The 24505-nt window shown below is 59.1% G+C and carries 19 protein-coding genes; 15 read left to right on the plus strand and 4 right to left on the minus strand.

The window, feature by feature from the left end; genetic code table 11:
* Nucleotides 1–64 precede the first annotated feature (64 nt).
* Complete coding sequence (locus AACY42_RS19490) at nucleotides 65–2503, minus strand: Lon protease family protein (RefSeq protein WP_339481699.1); 2439 nt, start codon at nucleotides 2501–2503, stop codon at nucleotides 65–67.
* A 273-nt stretch (nucleotides 2504–2776) separates the two neighbouring features.
* Between AACY42_RS19490 and AACY42_RS19495 the strand changes: the two genes are divergently transcribed.
* The 9 genes from AACY42_RS19495 to lanM all read left to right on the plus strand — a co-directional run bounded on the left by AACY42_RS19495 (nucleotide 2777) and on the right by lanM (nucleotide 12018).
* Entirely contained in the window at nucleotides 2777–3265 is a 489-nt protein-coding gene (locus AACY42_RS19495; protein ID WP_003185616.1) for a DUF3015 domain-containing protein, read from the plus strand.
* Between the two features lie 88 nt (nucleotides 3266–3353).
* Entirely contained in the window at nucleotides 3354–5207 is a 1854-nt protein-coding gene (locus AACY42_RS19500) for an Lnb N-terminal periplasmic domain-containing protein (protein ID WP_339481700.1), read from the plus strand.
* A 132-nt stretch (nucleotides 5208–5339) separates the two neighbouring features.
* Nucleotides 5340–6602 carry an AAA family ATPase gene (locus AACY42_RS19505; RefSeq protein ID WP_339481701.1) on the plus strand — a complete coding sequence of 421 codons (1263 nt, stop codon included), beginning with the start codon at nucleotides 5340–5342 and terminating at the stop codon, nucleotides 6600–6602.
* A complete protein-coding gene (locus AACY42_RS19510) occupies nucleotides 6599–7168 on the plus strand; it encodes a hypothetical protein (RefSeq protein WP_339481703.1) in 570 nt (189 codons plus the stop codon). The genes AACY42_RS19505 and AACY42_RS19510 overlap by 4 nt, the downstream gene beginning before the upstream one ends.
* A 115-nt stretch (nucleotides 7169–7283) precedes the next feature.
* A complete protein-coding gene (locus AACY42_RS19515) occupies nucleotides 7284–7640 on the plus strand; it encodes a hypothetical protein (protein ID WP_339481704.1) in 357 nt (118 codons plus the stop codon).
* Between the two features lie 68 nt (nucleotides 7641–7708).
* Nucleotides 7709–8200, plus strand: coding sequence for a GreA/GreB family elongation factor (locus tag AACY42_RS19520; RefSeq protein WP_339481705.1), 492 nt, complete (start codon nucleotides 7709–7711; stop codon nucleotides 8198–8200).
* Between the two features lie 203 nt (nucleotides 8201–8403).
* The gene (locus tag AACY42_RS19525; protein ID WP_339481706.1) at nucleotides 8404–8547 is read left to right on the plus strand and encodes a hypothetical protein; all 144 of its coding nucleotides are present in this window, start codon (nucleotides 8404–8406) and stop codon (nucleotides 8545–8547) included.
* Between the two features lie 146 nt (nucleotides 8548–8693).
* Nucleotides 8694–8849, plus strand: a complete 156-nt coding sequence (locus tag AACY42_RS19530) for a hypothetical protein (protein WP_339481708.1) — start codon at nucleotides 8694–8696, stop codon at nucleotides 8847–8849.
* Nucleotides 8850–8934: 85 nt separating this feature from the next.
* The gene (gene lanM / locus AACY42_RS19535) at nucleotides 8935–12018 is read left to right on the plus strand and encodes a type 2 lanthipeptide synthetase LanM (protein WP_339481709.1); all 3084 of its coding nucleotides are present in this window, start codon (nucleotides 8935–8937) and stop codon (nucleotides 12016–12018) included.
* Between the two features lie 87 nt (nucleotides 12019–12105).
* Here lanM and ettA read toward each other — a convergent pair whose 3' ends face one another.
* Nucleotides 12106–13770, minus strand: coding sequence for an energy-dependent translational throttle protein EttA (ettA, locus tag AACY42_RS19540; protein WP_339481710.1), 1665 nt, complete (start codon nucleotides 13768–13770; stop codon nucleotides 12106–12108).
* Between the two features lie 271 nt (nucleotides 13771–14041).
* Here ettA and AACY42_RS19545 point away from each other — a divergent pair, with 271 nt between their 5' ends.
* From AACY42_RS19545 to AACY42_RS19570, 6 genes are all read left to right on the plus strand, one after another.
* Entirely contained in the window at nucleotides 14042–17890 is a 3849-nt protein-coding gene (locus AACY42_RS19545) for a sensor domain-containing protein (protein WP_339481712.1), read from the plus strand.
* A gap of 193 nt (nucleotides 17891–18083) precedes the next feature.
* Nucleotides 18084–19337, plus strand: coding sequence for a serine hydroxymethyltransferase (glyA, locus tag AACY42_RS19550; RefSeq protein WP_072347783.1), 1254 nt, complete (start codon nucleotides 18084–18086; stop codon nucleotides 19335–19337).
* A gap of 208 nt (nucleotides 19338–19545) precedes the next feature.
* Nucleotides 19546–20076: a hypothetical protein gene (locus AACY42_RS19555; protein ID WP_339481713.1), complete on the plus strand. Its 531-nt coding sequence runs from the start codon at nucleotides 19546–19548 to the stop codon at nucleotides 20074–20076.
* Between the two features lie 478 nt (nucleotides 20077–20554).
* Nucleotides 20555–21868 (plus strand): C4-dicarboxylate transporter DctA, encoded by a 1314-nt coding sequence (locus AACY42_RS19560; RefSeq protein WP_339481714.1) that lies wholly within the window; start codon nucleotides 20555–20557, stop codon nucleotides 21866–21868.
* A 59-nt stretch (nucleotides 21869–21927) separates the two neighbouring features.
* Entirely contained in the window at nucleotides 21928–22632 is a 705-nt protein-coding gene (locus AACY42_RS19565) for a FadR/GntR family transcriptional regulator (protein WP_339481715.1), read from the plus strand.
* 22 nt (nucleotides 22633–22654) lie between these two features.
* On the plus strand, nucleotides 22655–23368 hold the full coding sequence (locus AACY42_RS19570; RefSeq protein WP_339481716.1) for a GntR family transcriptional regulator: 714 nt from the start codon (nucleotides 22655–22657) through the stop codon (nucleotides 23366–23368).
* Here the strand turns inward: AACY42_RS19570 and yjiA are convergent.
* Nucleotides 23360–24328 (minus strand): GTPase, encoded by a 969-nt coding sequence (yjiA, locus tag AACY42_RS19575; protein WP_339481717.1) that lies wholly within the window; start codon nucleotides 24326–24328, stop codon nucleotides 23360–23362. The genes AACY42_RS19570 and yjiA overlap by 9 nt on opposite strands.
* Nucleotides 24329–24388: 60 nt before the next feature.
* Nucleotides 24389–24505: YbdD/YjiX family protein (locus tag AACY42_RS19580; RefSeq protein WP_339481726.1), on the minus strand; the 117-nt coding region annotated here is incomplete at its 5' end.

Below are 24505 nucleotides of genomic sequence, written 5' to 3' on the forward strand. Positions count from 1 at the left end.
CTCCCACAGGCTGTTCTCCCACACGCTCGCTCCCACAGGGGGTCTTGCTGCGGTCAGGAAAGCCTCAAGCCGGCTTGGCCTCCGTCAATGCCTGCTGTGCCAGTTCCTTTTCCGCTTCCTTGATGTCGTCTTCGCTGATCATCTCCGCGATCACCCGCAGCCGTTCCACCACGCGGGCGTTGACGCTGCCCTCCGGGAATTCACCGTTTTCATCCGGCTCGCCAGCAGGCTCGCCCACCAACAGGCTCAGGGCTTCGTCGGCCTGACGCACGGCATAAACGTGGAATTGCCCGGCGCGCACGGCGGCCAGTACTTTCTCATCGAGCATCAGGGTCGCGACGTTGGCCTGGGGAATGATCGCCCCCTGCTCACCGGTCAACCCGCGGGCTTCGCAGAGGCGGAAGAAGCCTTCGATCTTTTCATTGACCCCGCCCACCGCCTGCACTTCGCCGAACTGGTTGATCGAACCGGTGATGGCGAAGCACTGCTTCAGCGGCGTCTTCGACAAAGCTGAAATCAGCGTGCAAGCCTCGCCCAGGGACGCGCTGTCGCCGTCCACGTAACCGTAAGACTGCTCCAGTGCGATGCTGGCCGAGATCGCCAGCGGGAATTCCTGGGCATAACGGCTACCCAGGTAACCGGTAAGGATCATCACACCCTTGGAGTGGATCGGCTGGCCAAGGTTGACCTCCCGCTCGATGTCGACAATGCCGCTGCCGCCCGGGTACACCGTGGCGGAAATCCGCGCCGGCACACCAAACGCAGAGTCGCCGACCTCAAGCACTGTCAGCCCGTTGCATTTGCCCACAGCCGCGCCAGCGGTGTCGATCAGGATGATCCCGGCCAGCATGTCGTCGAGGATCCGTGCCGAGACGCGCCCGGTGCGGGTGGCCTTGGCCTTGAGGGCACGTTCGATGTGGCCGGCGTCAGTCATCTCGTCACCGGCCAGTTGGCGAATGAAATCCGCCTCGCTGACCAGTTGGAACAGGTCCCCGATGCGCGCCGACAAGCGTCCCTGGTGTTCGGCCAGGCGCGCACTGTAGGTCGCCAGGCGCGCCACCGCATCGGCAGTCAGCGGCGCCATGCCCTCTTCCGAAGTGCGGGTCTTGAGCAACTGGGCAAACTGCTCCAGGCTCTCGTCGCCCATCGGGATGTCTTCGTCGAAATCCACCAGCACGCGAAACATTTCCTGGAAGTCCGGGTCCAGGTCCTGCAAGGCGTAGTAGAGCTGGCGAGCGCCAATGATCACGACCTTGACCTGCAACGGGATGTGCTGTGGCGTCAGGGTCACCGTGGCCAGCCGGCCCAGCTCACCCAGCGGCGACTCCATCTTCAGCTTGCGCGATTGCAGGGCGCGCTTGAGCGCATCCCACACAAACGGTTCGCTGAGCATTTTTTCCGCTTCCAGAATCAGGAAACCGCCGTTGGCCCGGTGCAAGGCGCCCGGGCGCAACTGCCGGTACGTGGTGTAGAGCGCACCCTGGTCGGTGCTGTATTCGATCCGACCGAACAGGTTGTCGTAGGTCGGGTGCGGCTCGAACACCACTGGCGCACCACCGCTGAACGGATGCCCGACCACCAGGCTCGGCGCGTACTGCTCCTCCAGCAGTTTGCGGGCGATGGCGTCGGTCTTGCTGTCGTCCACCAATTGCTCGACCACGGTCTTGAGCAGATAGACCTGCATGGCCTGCAAGTAGCCGCAGACCGCAGCGTTCTCCGCGTACGTTTCCGACAGCGGTGCCAGCAACGGTTGCAGGGCCAGGGTGATGGTTTCTTCGTTGAGGTGGCGCAATTGGTTGCTGGACTCGCGCTTCCATTGCGGCAAGCTGGCGAGTTCTTCGTTCAAGCGCTCTTCCAGGCCCGAGATGTCCTCATGGAAACGCTCGCGCTCGGCTTCCGGCAACTGGGCGAATTCCGCTTCATCCAGGGCCTTGCCTTCGCTCATTGGCGTGAAGGCGATGTTGCTGCTGTCACGGTACAGCGCGACATCCTTCTCCAGCGCCAGGCGTTCGATCACATCCAGGGCCCGGTCGTAGCGCTGGTTGAAGGCGCGGTCAATGGCGCTTTTCTTCTGCTGGTAGGACGGGTGCTCGAACACCGCCGGGAAAGTCGCCAGCAGGTTGTCGATCAGGCCGTTGATGTCGGCGATGAAAGCACCGGCCGTGCCCGACGGCAGTTCCAGGGCACGGGGTTCGCGGGGCTCATCGAAATTGTTGACGTAGACCCAGTCCGCCGGGGTCTGCAGGCGCTTGCCTTCGGCCTTGAGGTAGCGTTTGACAAACGAAAACCGGCCAGTGCCGGGCTCGCCCATGACGAATACGTTGTAACCGGGGCGCGGCATGGCCACGCCGAACTGCAAGGCTTCGACCGCACGTTCCTGGCCAAGCACACCGCGGAAGGGCTCCAGATCATTGGTGGTAGAGAAGCTGAACTGTTCAGCGGAAAACGGACGGGTCAGCGCTTCGGGCGCTAGACGCAAGCTGGCAGCAACAGGATCAGGCATCGGGCTTCCTTACATCAGGCGGGGCAGATAGCGGCATTCTGGCGCCGCCTGTACCTGACTGGCAAGGAGCGCCTCAGCCCAAAGCATAGTCAACGGGAAAACCTCGGGCGGGGCCCGGTAGGCAGGTGATCCCCCGTAATGTTTTTGCAAAATGCCACGGAACCCCAGGATCGTGCCTAAACTCCAAACTGCGCGGCTGGAACAATAACCGGCCCACTGGCTGCTGTAGGGCCAAACCCTGTCCATCGGTATGCACATAAAGAGAACATAGCTATGAAACGGATTCTTCTCGGTACTCTCTTCACCGCTGTATCCATCAACGCCATGGCTCAGGCGCCAGGCGGTCCGGATTGCGGCTGGGGCAACATGCTGTTCGAAGGTCAGCGTGGCACTCCGGCACACTTCCTCGCATCCACCACCAACGGCACTTCCGGTAACGCTACCTTCGGCATGACATCCGGCACCAACGGTTGCTCGACCAATGCGGCACTGACCTATGGTGGCAAGTCCTGGCTGGCCATGAATGGCATGATGAACGAGCTGTCCGAGGACATGGCCAAAGGTCAAGGCGAAGCGCTGACCACCTATGCCGTGGTACTGGGCGTAGCGCCGGAAGACCGCGCACATTTCTCTGCCGTCACCCACGAGCACTTCCAACAGATCTTCAGCAAAGCTGACGTGACCGCCGAAGACGTGCATACCAACACTCTGGCCGTGCTGAAAAGCGATCCTCGCCTGGCCAAATACGCCACTCAAGCTTAAGCTCGACACCACTCGCTCCTCTCGGGGAGCGGGTTTTCTTTTTGGGGCCCCTTCGGTCTTTATTTTTCGCCTTTCCAAGTAGCCGACTATGCTCAAACGTCTTGCCTGGCTGGCGCTCTGTGTGTGCGCCCCGCTGTCCGCCGCGCCTCATGTCGACCCTCAACGTTTGCAGCAACTGGCCAATGACCGCTTCTGGATTTCCCTGGGCCACTACGAAACCGCCAAGCTCGGCGGTTGGCGTAGCTATATCAACGACAAGAAGTTTTTCCTCGCGCCCGATGGCAACGAACATCCCGACCGTGAACTGACCGCCACGCTAAAAGCCCTGTACGGCCCGGCCAGCGCCGGCCAGCAGCATGCCCAGTGCGTGTACCCGGCGCGAACGCGCTGGCTCAAGGCCCAGCTCAACCTGACGGACCTGCCGACCGTCAACTGCAACGAGTTCACTCAGTGGTTCAAGGACGTCTCGCCCCACAGCGCGGTGTTGATTTTCCCCGCTGCGTACCTGAACAGCCCGTCCTCGATGTTCGGCCACACCCTGCTACGCATCGACCAGGCCGATGTACAAAGCGACAAGACCGCCCTGCTCAGCTATGCGATCAATTTCGGCGCCTACATCGAAGGCTCGGACAACAGCATTCTCTATGCCTGGAAGGGCCTGATGGGCGGCTATCCTGGCCTGTTCGCGCTGGTGCCGTACCAGGAAAAACTCTCCGAGTATCGTAGCCTGGAGAACCGCGACCTGTGGGAATACCGCCTGAACCTGAGCCAGGCGGAAACAGAACGCATGGTCGAGCACGTCTGGGAACTCAAGCAGATTCAGTTCGACTATTTTTTCTTCGACGAAAATTGTTCTTATCGCCTGCTCGAATTGCTGCAAGTGGCCCGGCCCAGTCTGCGCCTGACCGAACAATTCCCGCTGACGGCAATTCCCACCGACACCGTCAAGGCAGTAAAAGCAGCTGGCCTGGTGGAAAGCATCCAGTATCGACCGTCCCGTGAACGGGAACTGCTCAGCCGCGCCGAACCGCTCAGCGATGACGAACAGCAATGGGTACTGAACGTCAGCGCCGACCAGCAGCAACTGCAAGCCCCCGGTTTCAAGGTGTTGCCGCGCGAACGCCAGGCGCTGATCATCGATGCGGCCTATCGCCTGGAGCGCTATCGCGCCAACGGCCAGGAACGCGATCCACAACGCGCCCAGCGTAGTTTCGAACTGTTGCGGGCGATCAACCAGAACCCCGCGCCGGAACTCGATATCCCGCAACCAGGCCTGCCCGAGGACGGTCACCCATCGCGCACCTGGCAGGTCGGCCTCGGCACGCGGGGCGGTCGGGCGTTCGGCGAGTATGGCTTGCGCATGGCCTATCACGACCTCAACGACAACGCCGAAAGTTTCCCGTTGGGGGCACAGATCGAAATCCTGCAATTGAAACTGCGCCAGTACGAAGGCAATGACTGGCAGGTGCAACAACTGGACCTGGCGACCATTCGCTCCCTGACCCCACGCAACGAGCTGCTGCAACCGCTGTCCTGGCAGGTCACCGGCGGCCTGGAGCGGGTGCCAGGCAAGCACGACGATGAAACCCTGGTCAGCCACATCAACGGCGGCGCCGGCGGCACCTGGGCGCTGGGGGAAGAGCTGCTGGGCTTTGCCCTGGGCACGGTGCGGGTCGAGCACAACAACGACTTCGCCCAATTCATCGCCCCGGCCGCCGGCTTCAATAGCGGTGTGCTGTGGAAAAACCCACTGGGCAACCTGAGCCTGGAAGCCAAGGGTGATTATTTCGTCAACGGCGAAGTGCGTCGCAGCCTGAGCCTCAATCAGCAATGGGAATTGTCCCGCAACCTGGGCCTGCGCCTGAGTGCCCAGCGGGAGTTCAGCCAATTGGCCTCGCCGGAGAACGAGGTGATGCTCGAGGTGAAGTGGTACCACTATTGAATCTGAGCGAGAGAACGGGGAAACGAAGCACAACCTCAAGTCGAATCAGGCGAGGGTCCGGGCTCATTTCGAAGTCAGCCAAAATCAAGTAGATTGGCTTGGATAAACCTTTAGTCGGAATTGAATGCTGCGATGCTTGATTATCTGCACATGAAAAACGTGGGGCCTGCTCCTGAGCTCGAAGTTAACTGGGCGCCACGAATCAATCTGATTACGGGCGACAATGGCCTGGGGAAAAGCTTTTTGCTGGACTTGGCCTGGTGGGCGTTGACGCGCACTTGGGCCAATACGCCAGCGCTTCCCGTAAACCCCGGCAAGTCGTCAATTGAATACGTTGTAAAAGGTAAATCCGGCGTCGCTCAGCCTGTCGTATCGACCTATAAACGCGAAGACAGCTCCTGGCCCTTGAAACAAAGCCGTCCCACCATGCCCGGCATCGTGGTTTACGTACGCATCGACGGCGGCTTTTCCGTATGGGATCCGGCCCGCAATTACTGGCGCTCCGATAAGGATCGGCCCGCCGCGTATCACTTCTCCGCCGACGCTGTGTGGGATGGCCTCGATGTCAACGGGCAAAGAGTCTGTGAAGGGTTGGAGCGTGACTGGGTCAACTGGCAAAACGGCCGCAAACCCCAATTCAAAGCGCTGGAAAACGCCTTGCGCGACCTCTCCCCCGCCACTGAACCGCTATGCGTCGGAGCGCCCAGACGCGTCTACCTGGGTGAGGGTCGAGAACGACCGACACTCACCATCGGCAATCAGAACGTGCCTGTCACGCTGGCCTCGGCAGGCGTAAGACGAATATTGGGACTGGCTTACTTTCTTGTGTGGGCCTGGTATGAACACCAGGCAGCTGCCGAGCTGCTCGACAAAAAACCCGAGCGTCGGTTTGTCATCCTGTTCGACGAGCCCGAGACTCATTTACATCCAAGGTGGCAACGCACGCTGATGCCCAGCCTCTTGCAAGCTATCAAGACCTTGCGCGGGAGCCACGGCGCCGCGCCCCCCCAACTCCTGGTTGCTACGCACTCGCCGCTTGTCGCCGCCTCCCTTGAGCCGGTATTCGATGAAGAGCAGGACGATCAGATTCAATTGTCGATCCAGGACCATAAAGTCACGCTGACACAAGGCCACTGGGCGGCCCAGGGTGACGCCAGCAGTTGGTTGGTCTCTGACACGTTTGGACTGGAACAGGCGCGCTCCCTGGAGGCAGAAAAAGCCATCGAGGCGGCCGAAGCGTTCATGCGTGGCGAGAAGCAACTACCTGAAGGACTCAAGACCCGTGCGTCCATCCACAGGGCGCTACAAAAACTGCTTCCTGCCCACGATGAGTTCTGGCCACGCTGGCTGATCGAGAGCGGCCTCCTGAAGTTCAATGGCGAGGGTAATCAATGATCCCGGTGACCCGACCAAAGGAACCCGTCGATTTTGATAAAAATGTCAGGACACCCGGAACACAATGGCTCAAGGATAATCCGGGCGCTCCTCGTCCCTCACCGCTCTGGAACAAATGCTCGCAAGTACTGGCCGATCATTACGCCAACCTATGTGCCTATGCGGCCATGCTTGACCCTACTGGCGGAACGGTCGACCACTACCTCAGTTACAAAAATCATCCGGGACTGACCTATGAGTGGAACAATTACCGCTTCGCCTCCAGCACTCTGAATTCGAGCAAGAAGACGGCTGATGACACGGTGCTTGACCCTTATGAGGTCGGTAAAGACTGGTTCGAAATCATCTTGCCATCACTTCAAATGCGCACCACAGATGCGATTCCTCCGGCTTACCGTGAAAAAGCCGAGTACACGCTCAAGCGACTTAAATTGCGCGACGGTGAGCGCGTCATTCGCTGGCGCCAGAGTTGGTACAACATGTACAAACAAAACAAGCTGACCCTCGAAGGACTCCGTGAAGTTGCGCCGTTGATTGCGGATGCCGTCGAAAAAGCGGCCCTATGAAGACAGGCTCATTGGCCTACAACAACAGACTTTTTTGATCGTTTTTTCACCACTCGCCAACAACTTCACCTCTAGACTCTCCTTGTAAGGCCGCCAATGCGGCAGGGAGACAGGCATGTGGCGCGCGGTAACGATATTGAGTGTGATGTTGCTGGTCAGCGGCTGTGAAACCACCCACGAAGACCTGATCGCCCGGGGTTATCCACCGGCGTTCGCCGACGGCTACGACGACGGTTGCAGCAGTGGCCGGCAAGCGGCCGGGGTGATCACCGGCCAATTCAGGAAAGACGTGCCGCGTTACCTCAAGGACCCTCGCTATGCCGAGGGCTGGAGCGATGGTTTGCGCCAGTGCCAGGCCATGCGCGAGAGCGAAGAGCGCAATGCCTATCGCGAGCGCCATTGGGACGAACGCGAACGGGCCTGGCAGCAACAGAAAGACCAGGACGCCGCCCGGGCTTATCGTTCGCCGTAAGTCGCGTGCAGACATCCGTCGAAACTAAAACCCTGCGACTATCAAACTCCAATAGAGGAGCAAATGCCATGAGTCGCGCCTTCGTCAACGAAGACAACGCCGCAGCCCAGGCCGACCAGCCGGTCGAACGCCAAGTCAGTGCGCAACCCAATTACGTCACGCCCACCGGGCTTACCCAGCTACAGGCCCGGGTCGCCGAGTTGCAGGCGTTGCATGGCCAGCAGGCGACAAGAGGGGAGCTGGCGGACAAGCAACGGATCGCCGACCTTGAACGGGATCTGCGCTATTTCACGCAGCGCCTGCAAAGCGCCCAGGTTGTTGCACCGACTTCGTCCGATCAAGTGCGGATCGGACACTGGGTGACCTTTGTCGATGAGCATGATCATGAGCAGCGGGTGCAATTGGTCGGGGAAGACCAGGCCGATGCGGCCAATGGGCTGATCAACTGGGGCTCGCCGCTGGGGCGGGCGTTGCTGGGGGCCAAGCCAGGGGATGAGGTGACTTGGGAGCGGCCAGCCGGGAATCTCATCATTGAAGTCATTGCTATCGGCCTTGAGTGATCCTGGACGACAGAGTTTTGTCGGTGCGGTGACAAGAACGCGCACCAGCTCCGTCGAACTGCAACTAGAGAACACTGACTTACACACCTGCAGCAACATGTAACCGCAACATAAAGTTATAACGACAAATTTGTGTTAAACCAACAGCGTGCTACTGTTTTCCCGCACTTCAACCCGTGCACAACAAAAAAGGGAAACACATAATGAGCGAACGAATATTGGCAATGCCTGGTGACTTCGACAGCGACCTAAAGTCCTACCAACAGGTGAACAACCTCGGTATCGAATCAGCGGCGCTGACCATTATCAAATGCGGCACCATAGAGTGCACCGCGATTTTTTGTTAAACCCTGTAATAACCTGCAGCGCAGGTATTTGATACCTCCTAATCCCCCTAAACAACTTCATTACATCCTACAGCTCGGGGGCTTTCCGGCACCTGATTGACCGCTGGTCACTGTATTAGATTGTATAACCTGATGAGGAACTACCTATGAGCGAAAAAATCCTGAACATGTCCGGTGACTTCGACTTCGAATTCAACGCCTATCAAGCGCCCGCCAACACTGGCGAGATCCTGGCAACGACGATGGAATGCAACACCTTCGGAACCTGCACCAACATTGGGTGTTCGACACTTGGGTGTTAATAACGCCTGACTGACCATCGAAACTTGCAACAAACGTTAATATAGAGCAGGCAGCGCCTGCTCTATCCATGTCAGGAGCTACGGCATGCTTGTCAATGCTTTAAAGTTGAATCAGCGAGGGAAGTACGGATTTTCTTCCGAAGGTTGCGTTGCCCTTTTTGAAAACAACCTGAACCGTCTACATACTGATGATCAGGCCTTGCTGGATCACTTTGGAGTGGGCAGGGAACAACTGTTTTCTCATATCAATGCCCCCGCCAACAACGAGCACCTGCCTGTCGACGGTGAAACCGTCCTGAACACCCTGAAGGGAAAGCTTGCTCGGCTTGACAGTATTAATATACATACAACAACAAGCTCGAGCGACAAAGATAATTTCTATTGGTTTAGCTATCGTTTTTTTCTTTATTTCATCGATACTTTCCAAGCGGACGGGCGCTATCCCCATGCGTCAACACACATTAACGAGCACGCTTTTTTTACAAGCCTGGAAGCCTATGTCCTGGCTCGGGTTGGCCGCACGTCAGAACAAAGCCTGGTCCATTATTTGAACACGCGAATCGCCCGCGGCGATGACATTGACTTGAGCACGTTCCATGAACAGCTGCGCACATTGCCGCTGCTGAAGTTCTTCGAAGCCTACCCGGTGCTGGCGACGTTGTTGTTTGATCTGCTGGAAGACACCCTCAACTATCTTTATGCGGTCATTCTCGACTTCGCTGCCGATATCGAGTCGCTGGAAGCTGAGTTTTCTGTTCCGTCTCGACAAATCGACGCTATTGAACTCGGCCTGGGGGACCCCCACGGCCGTGGTGAAACGGTCTGTCAGGTTAAAATCTGCGCGATTTCATTGGTCTACAAACCGAGGGCAAGCCGAGAGGCGCTTTTCTTCAACCGCCTTCTCGGCCAACTGCATGAATGGACAGAAGCGGATTGTTTTTCCATCCGCGCACCAAGGATTCTCAGCCGTGAGCGGCGTAGCTGGGTGGAAAAAATCGACAACGTGCCCTGCGACAACGCAGCGGACGTTGAACTGTTCTATAAGAAAATGGGCGCGCAGATAGCTGTCATTCATGCATTGAACGGCATCGACTTTCACTACGAGAATATTATTGCGTGCGGCAGCAGTCCGGTCATGATTGACCTTGAGTGCTTATTCACCGCTTCCACCAGCGACCTGCTGAGCGACCTGCCCGCTGACAGTGCATTGTCCAACAGCTTTAAATCGGTCCAGCAGTCAGTATGCTCCAGCGGCTTTCTCCCCTTTTCACAGCACCCCAATAACGACCAGAGCGGGCTGAGTCGGCAAGAGCTATTCATCGCCACCCGCCATTCGCTGGTTTTCGAGGATGGCTTTTATCATTTGCGTAAAACCTCATTCGAGCATCAGCTGATACAAAAACACCTGCCGCTTTTGCAGGGTGAGCGCAAGGGACTGGAAGCCTATAAAACCGAACTATTCCAAGGCTTTGAATATGCCTATAAGGAATTGATGCTTCATCGATACAAGATCATGCGGATGCTGGAACAATCCGCAGGTGAACTGACCACCCGCGTATTGCTCAAAAATTCTCAGCGCTATGCCGATTTTATCGGGTTGATCCGTCATCCACGCTTTACACAAAACATGCTCGACAGAGAACTTCTGCTCGCAACCCTGTGGAAAGACCTGAAAGAACCCTATCGGAAAATGGGCATTCCCCGCTATGAAATAGCCGACCTGCAGAGATCCAGCATTCCGTGTTTCACCCTGCCTCTGAGCGCCAACCATTTTACGAGCGCACAGGGTGAAACAATAGAGATGGCAACCGTGGAGCCACCGATAAAAAGCTGTCTACAAAAGATCGCCAACCTGTCCCGAAAAGACTGGGCTTTACAACGCACATTGCTCGAAATCTGTTTGTTTCCAGAGCCGCTTGGACATCCGTCATCCCGTGTCGCGCAGGTGCCTGGGGACGTAAAAAAGACGCTCAAGGCGGACCGACTCAACGCCATCTCGAGCATCACTTCCCGCCTTGAGGCACTCGCGGTAGTGGGAACAACAACGGACGTAAGCTGGTTGTATTTTCATACGCATCCCACGACGCGCAGAAAATACCCGTCGCCCATGGATCACGGGCTTTACTCCGGTATCGCCGGGATTGGGTTGTTTTACCTGAGCCTGTTTAAAGTGAGTGGTCAACCCGTCTTTCTGTCGCGCCTGGATCAAGTCCTGTACTCACTGGAACAACGCTTCGGCTTTTTCAAAACCGATTTGACGGTCAGTGCTTATCACGGCCTGGGGGCTTACATTTATCTGCTCATCAATCGTCGCCAGGTCACGGGAGATGCCTGGCACGATGAAAAAATTGCTGATCTGTTGGCCCAACTGATCGAAGTGCCTCCTGAAAATTATGAGTTCGACTTCCTGGGAGGTTGTTGTGGAACGGTGACGCTGCTGGCCAATATCCATGCGTTGTCTACACAGCAGGATGTGCTGCCGGCCATTCGACGCATGGTCGACTACATCAAGGATCAAATCCTGATTGAAGACGGCCAACTGCTACGACGCAGCGATCGCTCCGTCATTTTGACGGGCCTGTCCCATGGACTCTCCGGCGTCATCCATGCATTGTGCAAAGCCTATGACGTGACCGGCGACCCGGCTTTGGTGCCCTTGGCCATCCAGGTGCTTGAGGGTGAAAACCGCTTGAGTCGGGATGGTTTCTGGCTGGACCTGCGAAACCTCGGGCCGGTGGACCATACGTCCAAATGGTGCCACGGTGACGGAGGTATCCTCATCGCCAGGCGACAGCTCATGGAGTCAATGGGGGATGCCCTGAACGAAGCGACCCGGCAGACAGTGCTCGACGATATACGACGATGCGAGAACAATCTCTGGGCGCATGGGTTTGGCGAGGGCTATAACCTTTGTCATGGTGATTTCGGCAATCTGATCTGTCTGTATGACTTGTATCGGCATTCAGATAATCCTGAAGGCATGGGCAGAGTCAGAGAGGCACTTGACGAAGTCGCCCGGCAGTTTTTCGAAGGGCCTTATCTCGATAGCGACCGGGTGCCCGATGTCAGTCTGCTGACGGGAATTACAGGCGCAGGCTACGCATTGCTGTATGAGATCGACCCGACGATCCCCAACGTTCTCTCGCTCGATTTCGCGGTGCTCGGGTAGCCCTGCCAATTAAGCTCTAACAATGGATTTGCTTACATAAAAAAACGGAGCCTTTCGAAGGCTCCGTTTTTTATGCAACCGACCGAATCAGGCCAATTTCTTGTGCCGTACGCGATGCGGCTGGGCAGCAGCTTCGCCGAGGCGTTTCTTGCGATCGGCTTCGTACTCGGTGTAGTTGCCTTCGAAGAACACCGCTTGCGAGTCGTCTTCGTATGCCAGGATGTGGGTCGCCACGCGGTCGAGGAACCACCGATCGTGGGAGATCACAATGGCGGCGCCCGGGAAGTCCAGCAATGCCTCTTCCAGGGAACGCAGGGTTTCGACGTCGAGGTCGTTGGACGGTTCATCGAGCAGCAGGACGTTGCCGCCCTCCTTCAAGGTCAACGCCAGGTGCAAGCGACCGCGCTCACCACCGGACAAGTCCTTGACGAACTTCTGCTGGTCGCCGCCCTTGAAGTTGAAGCGACCCACATACGTGCGCGACGGGATTTCATAGTTGCCGATGCGGATCTGGTCGGAACCGTCGGAGATCTGCTGGAACACGGTCTTGCTGCCTTCCAGGTCTTCGCGGCTCTGGTCGACGCAGGCCAGTTGCACGGTCTCACCGATTTCGATGCTGCCCGAATCCGGCGTTTCCTTGCCCATCAGCATGCGGAACAGCGTGGATTTACCCGCGCCGTTACCCCCGATCACACCCACGATGGCGCCTTTAGGCATGGCGAACGACAGGTTGTCGATCAGCACGCGGTCGCCATAACCCTTGGTGACGTTCTTGAACTCGATGACCTTGTCACCCAGGCGCGGACCGGCCGGGATGTAGATCTCGTTAGTTTCGCTGCGCTTCTGGAATTCCTGGGATTGCATTTCCTCGAAGCGTTGCAGGCGAGCCTTGGATTTGGACTGGCGGGCCTTGGCGCCTTTGCGCACCCATTCCAGTTCTTCCTTCATGGCTTTTTCATGGGCCGACTGCTGCTTGGATTCCTGGGCCAGACGATCGGACTTGGCTTCCAGCCAGCCCGAATAGTTGCCCTCGTACGGAATGCCTGCGCCGCGGTCGAGTTCCAGGATCCAGCCGGCGACGTTGTCCAGGAAGTAACGGTCGTGCGTGATCGCAACCACAGTGCCTGGGAAGTCGTGCAGGAAGTGCTCGAGCCAGGCGACGGAATCGGCGTCCAGGTGGTTGGTCGGTTCGTCGAGCAGCAGCATGTCCGGGGCCGACAGCAGCAGGCGGCACAGGGCCACGCGACGCTTCTCACCACCGGACAGGTGTTCGACCTTCGCGTCCCAGGCCGGCAGGCGCAGCGCATCGGCGGCGACTTCCAGCTGGCGGTCCAGGTTGTGGCCGTCGCTGGCCTGCAGGATCGCTTCGAGCTTGGCCTGTTCGGCGGCCAGCTTGTCGAAGTCGGCATCCGGATCGGCGTAGGCGGCATAGACTTCATCGAGGCGCGCCTGGGCGTCCTTGATCACGCTGACCGCTTCCTCGACCACTTCACGGACGGTCTTGCTCGGGTCCAGCTGCGGCTCCTGGGGCAGGTAGCCGATGTTCAGGTCCGGCATCGGGCGGGCTTCGCCGTCGAATTCGTTATCGACACCGGCCATGATCTTCAGCAGCGTGGATTTACCCGAACCGTTGAGGCCCAGTACGCCGATCTTGGCGCCGGGGAAGAAGGACAGTGAAATATTTTTCAGGATTTCCCGCTTCGGCGGAACAACTTTGCTCAGCCGATGCATGGTGAAGACGTATTGAGCCATGGTGAACCTAGCGTCAGTGACAAGTGAAAAGAACGAGCCAGGCCATGCGCGGCACCGGCACTTGACGGTCATCAATGCCTGCGCGTGGATAGAGCCTGGGAATCTGGAGCTGGAACGCTCTTGTTTGACCGGCAAAGCTACCTCAACCGTCGGTCAAGGTCTAGCCGCCAGGGACTGGCACTTCGCCACAAGTCAAGGCATGCTAGCCGCCCTTCGGGCGTCCGGCTTATAGTGCACGTCGCGCCAGTCCAGCAAACTGCAGGATTACAGCTTGTCCAACGTCACTCCGCCCCTGCCCCCTCGCGCACCCGCTGTCGTGCCCGGCTCGCCCCTGCGCGGGACATTGAAGAGTGCGCTGGCCACGCTGGTGTTGCTGTTGCTCGGCTTGCTGTTCTGGCAATTGCTCGACCAACTGCACGAAACCCAACAGCAACAGCGCCAATACACCATCGACTACACCGCCGATCTCGCCGCGCAGGTCAGCCTGAACATGGCCCTGAACGCGCAAATCGCCCTCAACCTGCTACCGATCGTCGAACAACCTCAAACGGCCGACGAACAGCAAGCCCTGGTTCGCAAGCTCCAGCAATCGCTCCCCGAATTGCGCAGCCTGGCCCTGCTGAGCCCCTCCGGCCGAGTGCTCAGTGACAGCGACGCCGACAGCCACGACGCCGATTACCTGGGCGAACTGGTGCGGCGCAGCCGGGCCCAGGCCCATTATTTCAGCAATGCCGAAGACGGCTCCGTCGTGCATCTATTGTTGCACCAGGCCAGCGGTAGCAGCCGTGGCTACTGGGCCCTGCGACTGAACCCGAACTTTTTCGCCACCCTGACCAAGCAGACCGATATGGGGCTGCGCCCGCTGTGGCTGGTGGAAAACCGTCTCAACCAGCAGATCATCAGCCGCGACGAAAGCCTGCCCTCGAGCAGCCCTACCCATCTATCCCCGGATGACCTGAAAAACACCGTACTGACAGTGCCCCTGAGCAGCAGCGACTGGCAACTGCGTGGGCTGTTCGACCGTCGCCAGGTGATCGAACAACTGCTACCGGCCTTCATCGGCAAATGCCTGCTGGGCCTGGCATTTTCGTTGTTACCGGTGATTGCGCTCTTGAACATGCGCCGACGTCAGCGCCAGTTGCATGAAGGTCGGCGGCGCTACCAGGATATTTTCGAAGGCACTGGCGTGGCCCTGTGCGTGCTCGACCTGTCGGGGCTCAAGGCCTTTTTTGAGCGGGTCGGCCTGCACACTGGTGATCAATTGCGCGCCTGGACAAAAACCTCCCATCAACTCGAGCAATTGCGCCAGGAAGTCCGCGTTACCGAAGTCAACCAGATGGCGTTGAAACTGCTCAACGTCGACTCCTGCGATCAGGCCTGGCAACTGCTGGTCGGCAAGGGGGCACAGGACAACAACCCCGTTGGCTCGACGCTGCTCGAAGCGCTGCTCGATCAACACAAGCAACTGGAACTGGAAATCAAGCTCCAGGACGCCCATGGCCGCGACCAGCACCTGTGGCTGGTGCTGCGTCTGCCGGAAAAACAGCAAGACCATAACGCGGTCATTCTGAGCATCAGCGACATCACCAGCCGCAAGCTGATCGAGCTCTCGTTGCTCGAACGCGAGGGGTTCTGGTCCGACGTGGTGCGCACCGTGCCGGATCATCTCTATGTGCAGGACGTCATTAGCCAGCGGATGATCTTCAGCAACCACCACCTGGGCCAGACCCTGGGGTACGACCGCACCGAACTGCACCAGATGGGCGAATACTTCTGGGAAATTCTGCTGCACAGCGACGATGCCGATCACTACCACAGCCTGCGCCAGGCACAACGGCGGGGCGGGTACACGCAATTGTTGCAATGCCAACTACGCTTTCGCCATCGCAATGGCAAATGGCGCTGCTTCGACATCCGCGAACAGGCCCTGGCCCGAGACCGGGACAACCAGGTGACACGAATCATCGGCGTGGCCAAGGACGTCACCGAGCAGATCGAGGCCAGCGAATCGCTGCGTGACAGCGAGCAACGCTACCGAATGCTCGCCGAAAGCATCAGCGACGTGATTTTCTCCACCGACAACACGCTTTCGCTCAACTACGTCAGCCCGTCGGTGCAAGCCGTGCTGGGCTATACCGCCGACTGGATCTTCCAGAACGGCTGGCAATCGATCATCGCCAATCCGCAACAACTGACCGGCATCTACAACCTGATGGACCGGGTCAGCAAGGCCCTCGACAAGCCCGAACAACTGGCCGAGCTGCGCAACCAGATGCAGACCCAGTTGTTCCTGTTCGACTGCCTGCGTGCCGACGGGCGCAAGATTCCCATCGAGCTGCGGCTGGTACTGGTGTGGGATGAACGCGGCGCGTTCGAAGGCGTGCTCGGCGTCGGTCGCGACATCAGCCAGCAGCGTCGCGCCGAAAAAGACCTGCGCATGGCCGCGACGGTCTTCGAGCACTCGACCTCGGCGATCCTGATCACCGACCCGGCCGGCTACATTGTCCAGGCCAACGAAGCCTTCAGTCGCGTCAGCGGTTATGCCGTGTCGCAAGTGCTGGACCAGTTGCCCAACATGCTGACCGTGGACGAACAGCAGGAAGCCCACTTGCGCTACGTGCTCAAGCAGTTGCAACAGTACAGCACCTGGGAAGGCGAAGTCTGGCTCAAGCGCCGCAATGGCGAACATTACCCGGCCTGGGTCGGCATCACGGCCGTGCTGGATGACGAAGGCGACCTGGCCAGCTATGTATGCTTCTTTAGCGACATCAGCGAGCGCAAGGCCAGCGAGCAGCGCATTCATCGCCTGGCCTATTACGACGCCCTGACTCACCTGCCCAACCGCACGCTGTTCCAGGATCGCCTGCACACCGCGCTGCAATCGGCCGACCGGCAGAAGACCTGGGTCGTGCTGATGTTCCTCGACCTGGACCGCTTCAAGCCGATCAACGACTCCCTGGGGCATGCCGCCGGCGACCGGATGCTCAAGGAAATGGCCACGCGCCTGCTCGGCTGCGTCGCCGACGACGACACCGTGGCACGCATGGGTGGCGATGAATTCACCCTGCTGCTGCAACCGCGCGCCAACCGCGAAATGGCGCTGAACCGGGCCATCAACGTTGCCGAGCAGATCCTCGCCAGCCTGGTCCGGCCATTCGTGCTCGAGGGCCGGGAATTCTTCGTCACCGCCAGTATCGGTATCGCCCTGAGCCCCCAGGACGGCAACGAACTGAGCCAGTTGATGAAGAACGCCGACACGGCCATGTATCACGCCAAGGAGCGCGGCAAAAACAACTTCCAGTTCTATCAGGCCGACATGAACGCCAGCGCCCTGGAGCGCCTGGAGCTGGAAAGCGACCTGCGCCACGCCCTGGAACAGAACGAGTTCGTGCTGTATTACCAGCCGCAGTTCAGCGGTGATGGCAAGCGTTTGACCGGTGCCGAGGCCCTGCTGCGCTGGCGCCATCCGCGACGCGGCTTGGTGCCGCCAGGGGACTTCATCCCGGTGCTCGAAGAACTCGGCCTGGTGGTGGACGTCGGCGACTGGGTCATCACCGAAGCCTGTCGGCAGCTCAGGACCTGGCACTTGGCCAAGGTCCGGGTGCCGAAGGTCTCGGTCAACATTTCGGCCCGGCAGTTCTCCGACGGCCAGTTGGGCACGCGCATCGCCAATATCCTGCGCAGCACCGGCCTGCCCCCAGCCTGCCTGGAGCTGGAACTGACGGAAAGTATCCTGATGCGCGAAGTCAGCGAGGCGATGCAGATCCTGGCCGGGCTGAAAAACCTGGGCCTGAGCATTGCCGTCGATGACTTCGGCACCGGCTATTCATCGCTCAACTACCTCAAGCAATTCCCCATCGACGTGCTCAAGATCGACCGCTCCTTCGTCGACGGCCTGCCGTCCGGCGAGCAAGATGCGCAGATCGCCCGGGCGATCATCGCCATGGCCCATAGCCTCAACCTGGCGGTCATCGCCGAAGGTGTCGAGACCCACGAGCAACTGGACTTTTTGCGCGAACACGGCTGCGACGAAGTCCAGGGCTACCTGTTCGGCCGCCCGATGCCGGCCACCCGGTTTGAAGCGCAGTTCAGCAATGATGCGTTGTTCATGCTCGACTGAAGCCTTGTACTATCTGGGCCGGCCTCTCGCGGGCTTCTGTGGGAGCAAGGCTTGCCCGCGATGAGGCCAGTACAGGCAACGCCCCTCTTGCTTGAAACCCATTCGTCCGCGACATGACGCCCTTTCATATGCCTTCCAAAACCGGTTGATGTAGAATGCTCCCCTTTTCTGCCCCCGATCCTTGAGGACCGCCATGTTCAGCCGTGATTTGACTATTGCCAAGTACGACGCCGATCTCTTTGCCGCCATGGAGCAAGAAGCTCAGCGCCAGGAAGAGCATATTGAGCTGATCGCTTCGGAAAACTACACCAGCCCAGCGGTGATGGAAGCTCAAGGCTCGGTACTGACCAACAAGTACGCCGAAGGCTACCCGGGCAAGCGTTACTACGGTGGTTGCGAGTACGTCGACGTGGTCGAGCAACTGGCCATCGACCGCGCCAAGCAACTGTTCGGTGCCGACTATGCCAACGTCCAGCCGCACGCAGGCTCCCAAGCCAACTCCGCCGTGTACCTGGCGCTGCTGTCGGCCGGTGACACCATCCTGGGCATGAGCCTGGCCCACGGCGGTCACCTGACCCACGGCGCCAGCGTTTCCTCCTCCGGCAAGCTGTACAACGCCGTCCAGTACGGCATCGACGGCAACGGCCTGATCGACTACGACGAAGTCGAGCGCCTGGCCCTCGAGCACAAGCCGAAAATGATCGTGGCCGGTTTCTCCGCCTATTCCCAGGTCCTCGACTTCCCGCGTTTCCGCGAGATCGCCGACAAGGTCGGTGCCTACCTGTTCGTCGACATGGCCCACGTTGCCGGCCTGGTCGCCGCTGGCGTCTACCCGAACCCGGTGCCATTCGCCGACGTGGTCACCACCACCACCCACAAGACCCTGCGCGGTCCACGTGGCGGCCTGATCCTGGCGCGCGCCAATGCCGACATCGAGAAAAAGCTGAACTCCGCCGTCTTCCCGGGCGCCCAGGGTGGCCCGCTGGAGCACGTGATCGCAGCCAAGGCGATCTGCTTCAAGGAAGCCCTGCAACCTGAGTTCAAGGCTTACCAGCAACAAGTGGTGAAGAATGCCAAGGCCATGGCCGGCGTGTTCATCGAACGCGGCTTCGACGTGGTGTCCGGCGGTACTGAAAATCACCTGTTCCTGCTCTCGCTGATCAAGCAAGAGATTTCCGGCAAAGACGCCGACGCGGCGCTGGGCAAGGCGTTCATCACCGTCAACAAGAACTCGGTGCCAAACGACCCACGCTCTCCGTTCGTCACCTCGGGCCTGCGCTTCGGCACCCCGGCCGTGACCACTCGCGGCTTCAAGGAAGCCGAGTGCAAGGAACTGGCTGGCTGGATCTGCGACATCCTGGCGGACCTGAACAACGAAGCGGTCATCGACGCCGTACGTGAGAAGGTCAAGGCTATCTGCAAGAAGCTGCCGGTCTACGGCGCTTAATTCGCCCGCTAGAACGCAGTTAAATAAGGTCCGCATCGAAAGATGCGGGCCTTTTTTTATTGGCGCGATAAACATACGATCAAACAACTAATACCACCCTGCCTTTAACGTCCTGCAATACAGACAGCCCCACAAACGACTAATAACTCAATAAGATCCAGCTCGTTCCACTTTAACTTTACCAATCAACTCAGGAGTCAATATTCACATGGACAGTGAACATTCCTTTCATGCAACCCTTGATATGTTCAGCGCTCACGTCAATCTACTGGAAAGGCTGCACGGCAAACCCGCGTTGGCGACCGTCAGCGCTTTCAGCGGTGGTTTTTTTACCGGCAAACCCCAGACCCAAGATCACTCACACCTGCTTGGCATGCGCGCCGAAGAGCCTAGAACACGCGGCGAGCCCTTGCGACTGCATTTCCGGCACACGGAGGGTGGCTACCTCCTGACCATAAAAAACACCGGCGAGCACTACAACAAATTGCTCAGTAAAAGCTGGTTTGAAGTACTTGGTGCAAAGGATGCAGATACAAAAAAACCGACGTTTTTTACCCTTATCGACTTTCAACAGAATGTCATTACGCCGAAAAACATCAAGTCCGGCCACACACTCATTTCGCTCATGACCGCCAATAAAAAACATGTAGGGGGATTAAGGTTGCGAGGTTCTCCTTATCTCTATCTTGCCGAGACGAAAGAACAGTCAAAAGCGACGTTCATTCTGAGCATCCCTTAAAAAAGAACGCGTAGAACACTCTTACACTTGGCGAGGGAACTGGGTTGCCCTGTAGGAGCTGCCGAAGGCTGCGATCCTTTGATCTTGATCTTGATCTTGATCTTGATCTTGATCTTGATCTTTCGCTCGCGACTTAATTGTCTGGGACAAGATCGCAGCCTCGTTACACTCGACAGCTCCTACGCAGCGCCTACCGGCCGAGCGGGAGCGCGCTTTCGCCACAATCTGGTGTGATCTCCTCACTATTGGCTCAGGCATCTGGCGGCAAATTTTTTTCAGCCGAGAAAAGGCTCAAGCACAAGCCTTTCACCTCAACTGGTCAGACCGGTAAAGCCAAATCATCACAATCAAGCTTGCATCCCCGTAAAAACAGCACCTAGACTGCGCCTGCACTGGACAAACCGGTAAGACCACAATAATGAAGTCCCGACGCCAGCCCTCCCTGGCGAACAAGGACACCGAACCAGGAATCCCTCCCATGCTCAAATGGTGCTCGCGGTCGATCTTCCTTCAAGTTGTCCTCGGACTGGTGCTCGGCATCGTCTGCGGGCTTACCCTTCCCGAATACTCAGCACAGCTCAAACCCCTCGGCGACGGCTTCATCAAGCTGATCAAGATGCTCATCGGCCTGATCGTGTTCTGCGTGGTGGTCAGCGGTATCTCCGGCGCCGGTGATCTCAAGAAGGTCGGGCGCATCGGCCTCAAGTCGGTCATCTACTTCGAAATACTCACCTCCATCGCCCTGGTCATCGGCTTGGTCCTTGCTTTCAGTACAGGCATTGGCAGCGGCGCGAATATCCACCTGGAGCAGCTCTCCAGCGCGGACGTGAACGATATCGCCCAACGCGGCCAGCACATGGTCACCACCACCCAGTTCCTGATGAACCTGATCCCGACCTCGGTGATTGGAGCGTTCGCGGAAAACAACATCCTGCAGGTGTTGCTGTTTGCCGTGCTGTTTGGCAGCGCGCTGAATCTCGTCGGTGATGCCGCTTGCGGTATCTCACGCCTGATCAACGAACTCAGCCACGTGATCTTCCGCATCATGGGCATGATCGTGCGCCTGGCCCCGATCGGCGTCTTCGGGGCCATTGCCTTCACCACCAGCAAATATGGCCTGGAGTCGCTACAGCACCTGGGCAGCCTCGTCGGTCTGTTCTACCTGACCTGCATCGCTTTTGTCGCGGTGATCCTGGGTGTGGTGATGCGCGTGTCGGGCCTGCCGATGCTGCCGTTCCTCAAATACCTGCGCGAAGAGCTGTTGATCGTGCTCGGCACCGCGTCGTCCGATGCCGTGCTGCCACAGATCATGCGCAAGCTTGAACACCTGGGGATCGGCAGCTCCACCGTGGGCCTAGTCATTCCAACCGGCTACTCGTTCAACCTGGATGGTTTCTCGATCTACTTGACCCTGGCCATTGTTTTCATCGCCAACGCGACCGGCACGCCCCTGGCCATGAGCGATCTGTTGACCATCCTGCTGGTCTCGCTGATCACCTCCAAGGGCGCCCATGGCATTCCCGGCTCGGCGCTGGTGATCCTGGCGGCTACGCTGACCGCGATCCCGGCGATCCCGGTGGTCGGCCTGGTACTGGTGTTGGCCGTGGACTGGTTCATGGGCATCGGTCGCGCCCTGACCAACCTGATTGGCAACTGCGTGGCCACCGTGGCGATTGCCCGCTGGGAAAAAGACATCGACATCCCTCGGGCGCGCAAGGTGCTGTCCGGCCAACAAGGCTATACCTTCCAACCCAGGAAACCGGTGGGCAGTGCCCATCACCAGCAATTCTGAAAGACGTCGATGCCGGCCCGCGGGCCGGCATCGCCTGATTGATTTCCAAGGAGTTACATGTGATCAGCTCATCGACCGTCGTCAATTCCGTGGTGGAGAAACTCCGCGCCGCCCTCGCCCGGGGCCAGTGGCGCTCGGGCGACATGCTGCCCGGCCAGCGCGAGCTGGCCGAGCAACTGGGCATCAGCCGACCCAGCCTGCGTGAAGCGGTGATTGTGCTGGAGACCCTCGGCCTGGTGCGCTCGATGCCCGGCAAAGGCGTCGTGGTGCTGGAGGCCAATCTCAACGATAACGCCAGTGAAGGCAGCGCCATGGCCGGCGCGAGCCTGGAAGACCTGCTGCAGCTGCGCTACACCCTGGAACCGTTCATCGTTGGCCTTGTGGCCCAGTCCATCAGCAGCCAGGAGGTCGGCCAGTTGCGCCTGACCCTCATGGACATGCGCGAAGCCCTGGAGGCCAACGACAGCGATGCCTGCGCCAACGCCTACATCGCCTTCCATGAAGAATTGTTTGCCCTGACGTCCAACCCGATCTTCCAGAACGTGGTCCAGCAGACCAGCAACGCCCTCAAGCAAAGCGCCGATGTGTTGCGCAATTCGCCCGAGCACCTGGCCGAACGCCTGGAAGAAAACGAAGCCGTGGTCCGTGCCATCCGGGGCAAGAACAGCGCCCAGGCCAGCGCCGAAATGCGTCGGCACATTCTCCGGGAAGGCCAGCGCATGGGCATCGAATTGAACATTCCGGACGACAACCTCGGCACCTGAGCCATTGCCTGCGGAGACCGCCATGAACAACCTCATGCCCCATCACCCCCAGCACAACCGTAGCGTGCTCGCCACCCTGCCCGGCCGGGTCGGCAAACCGTCAGTGGACGATATCTACCCGCGGATCTTCGACGCCATCCTCGAACAACGCATTGCCCCGGCCAGCCGCTTCACCGAGGAAAGCCTGGGGGATGTGTTCGGCGTCAGTCGCAGCATCATTCGTCGCGTCCTGGCGCGCCTGTCCCACCAGCAAGTGGTAATCCTGCGGCCCAACCACCGGCCACAAGTCGCCGCGCCAGACCTGGAGCAGACCCGGCAGATCCTCCACGCTCGCCGCCTGGCTGAACAGACCCTGGTGCGCCTGGCCTGCAAGGCACCGCGGCCCAAGGACTTGCAACACCTGCGCGATCTGGTGGAGCACGAACGCCAGTGCCTGGATCGTGGTGAGCGTGGCCCGGCGATACGCCTGTCCGGCGAATTTCACCTGCAATTGGCGGCCATGGCCGGCAACGCGCCGTTGACGCAATTTCTCGGCAGCCTGGTGCCGTTGACCTCGTTGGCCCTGGCGCGACACGAGATCAAGTCCCGCCGGCACTGCGCCTGGCAGGAACACCTGGCAATCGTCGACGCCGTGCAAGGCCGCAACATCAATGAAGCGGTGCGGCTGATGGACGAGCACCTGGACCATCTGGAGCAAAAACTGCTGCTGGCCGCAGGCGCGGGACCGTCAAAGTAACGCGGCTTCGAAGCCGGCGCGGATCTTCTCTTCGGGCAGTTCGTCGGCGATGAACACGATCACGCTTTCCCGTGCTTCGTCGCAGGCCCATTCGGTGTCCCAATCGAAACCGTACAACTTGAGCACGCCCTGAAACACCAACCGACGGGGTTCGCCCGCGATGTTCAGCACGCCTTTGTAGCGCAGCAATTGCTTGCCGTGCTCTTCCAGCAACTGGTTCATGAACTCGCTGAGCTTGTCGATATCCAGCGCCTTGTCGGTGCGCAGCACCAGGCTGCTGATCCGATCGCCTGGGGTGGCCTTGCCGACCGGGCGCAGGCTGAACCCCGCGCCCAGGTCCGCATTGAGATTGAAGCCGCGGATGTCGAGCAGTTCAGCCAGGTCAATCTTGCCGTGCTCTACCACCCTGATGGGTGCCCGCCGGTTGATGCGCGTCAGGCGCTCGCCAAGGGCCTGGACCTGGGCCGCGTCCACCAGGTCAGTCTTGCTCAGGAGCAGGCGGTCGGCAAACCCGACCTGGGCCTGGGCGATGGCCTGGGTCAGGTGGACATCGGCATGAGCAGCGTCCACCAGCGTAAGAATGCCGTCGAGGATATAGCGCTCGCGCAGGTCCTCGTCGATGAAAAAAGTCTGCGCCACCGGGGCCGGGTCGGCCAGGCCGGTGCACTCGATCACCAGGCGATCAAAGGCGATCTCGCCGCTGTCCAGCCGCTCGAGCAACAGATACAGGGCCTTGGTCAGGTCGGTGTGGATGGTGCAGCACACACAACCGTTGGCCAGGGTCATGACTTGCACCGGCTCGTCGCCCAGCAGTTGGGTGTCGATGCCGGCATCGCTGAATTCGTTCTCGATGACGGCGATTTTCAGGCCGTGCTCGGCCTTGAGCAGATGGCGCAACAGCGTAGTCTTGCCAGCGCCAAGGAAGCCGCTGAGGATGGTGACCGGGATGGGAGAGGACAAACTGAATCTCCTTGACGCCTGAAAGGAAAGCGGTTTTGTGGGGTTTGAGGCTACCTCAACTCAACAGCACTTGGGCCCACCCTTGCCACCGTAACGAGCCTCCTGGCGTTCGCGAAAGAACGCCTCGTAGTCCATCAGCGGTTTGTCCGGGTGCTTGGTTTGCATGTGCTCGACGTA

The sequence above is a fragment of the Pseudomonas sp. RL_5y_Pfl2_73 genome (assembly GCF_963970515.1).
GTDB lineage: Bacteria > Pseudomonadota > Gammaproteobacteria > Pseudomonadales > Pseudomonadaceae > Aquipseudomonas.

Coding starts and splice junctions, on each gene's coding strand:
- AACY42_RS19490 (WP_339481699.1), bottom strand. CDS start 2,503: ATGCCTGATCCTGTTGCTGCCAGCTTGCGTCTAGCGCCCGAAGCGCTG.
- AACY42_RS19495 (WP_003185616.1), top strand. CDS start 2,777: ATGAAACGGATTCTTCTCGGTACTCTCTTCACCGCTGTATCCATCAAC.
- AACY42_RS19500 (WP_339481700.1), top strand. CDS start 3,354: ATGCTCAAACGTCTTGCCTGGCTGGCGCTCTGTGTGTGCGCCCCGCTG.
- AACY42_RS19505 (WP_339481701.1), top strand. CDS start 5,340: ATGCTTGATTATCTGCACATGAAAAACGTGGGGCCTGCTCCTGAGCTC.
- AACY42_RS19510 (WP_339481703.1), top strand. CDS start 6,599: ATGATCCCGGTGACCCGACCAAAGGAACCCGTCGATTTTGATAAAAAT.
- AACY42_RS19515 (WP_339481704.1), top strand. CDS start 7,284: ATGTGGCGCGCGGTAACGATATTGAGTGTGATGTTGCTGGTCAGCGGC.
- AACY42_RS19520 (WP_339481705.1), top strand. CDS start 7,709: ATGAGTCGCGCCTTCGTCAACGAAGACAACGCCGCAGCCCAGGCCGAC.
- AACY42_RS19525 (WP_339481706.1), top strand. CDS start 8,404: ATGAGCGAACGAATATTGGCAATGCCTGGTGACTTCGACAGCGACCTA.
- AACY42_RS19530 (WP_339481708.1), top strand. CDS start 8,694: ATGAGCGAAAAAATCCTGAACATGTCCGGTGACTTCGACTTCGAATTC.
- lanM (WP_339481709.1), top strand. CDS start 8,935: ATGCTTGTCAATGCTTTAAAGTTGAATCAGCGAGGGAAGTACGGATTT.
- ettA (WP_339481710.1), bottom strand. CDS start 13,770: ATGGCTCAATACGTCTTCACCATGCATCGGCTGAGCAAAGTTGTTCCG.
- glyA (WP_072347783.1), top strand. CDS start 18,084: ATGTTCAGCCGTGATTTGACTATTGCCAAGTACGACGCCGATCTCTTT.
- AACY42_RS19555 (WP_339481713.1), top strand. CDS start 19,546: ATGGACAGTGAACATTCCTTTCATGCAACCCTTGATATGTTCAGCGCT.
- AACY42_RS19560 (WP_339481714.1), top strand. CDS start 20,555: ATGCTCAAATGGTGCTCGCGGTCGATCTTCCTTCAAGTTGTCCTCGGA.
- AACY42_RS19570 (WP_339481716.1), top strand. CDS start 22,655: ATGAACAACCTCATGCCCCATCACCCCCAGCACAACCGTAGCGTGCTC.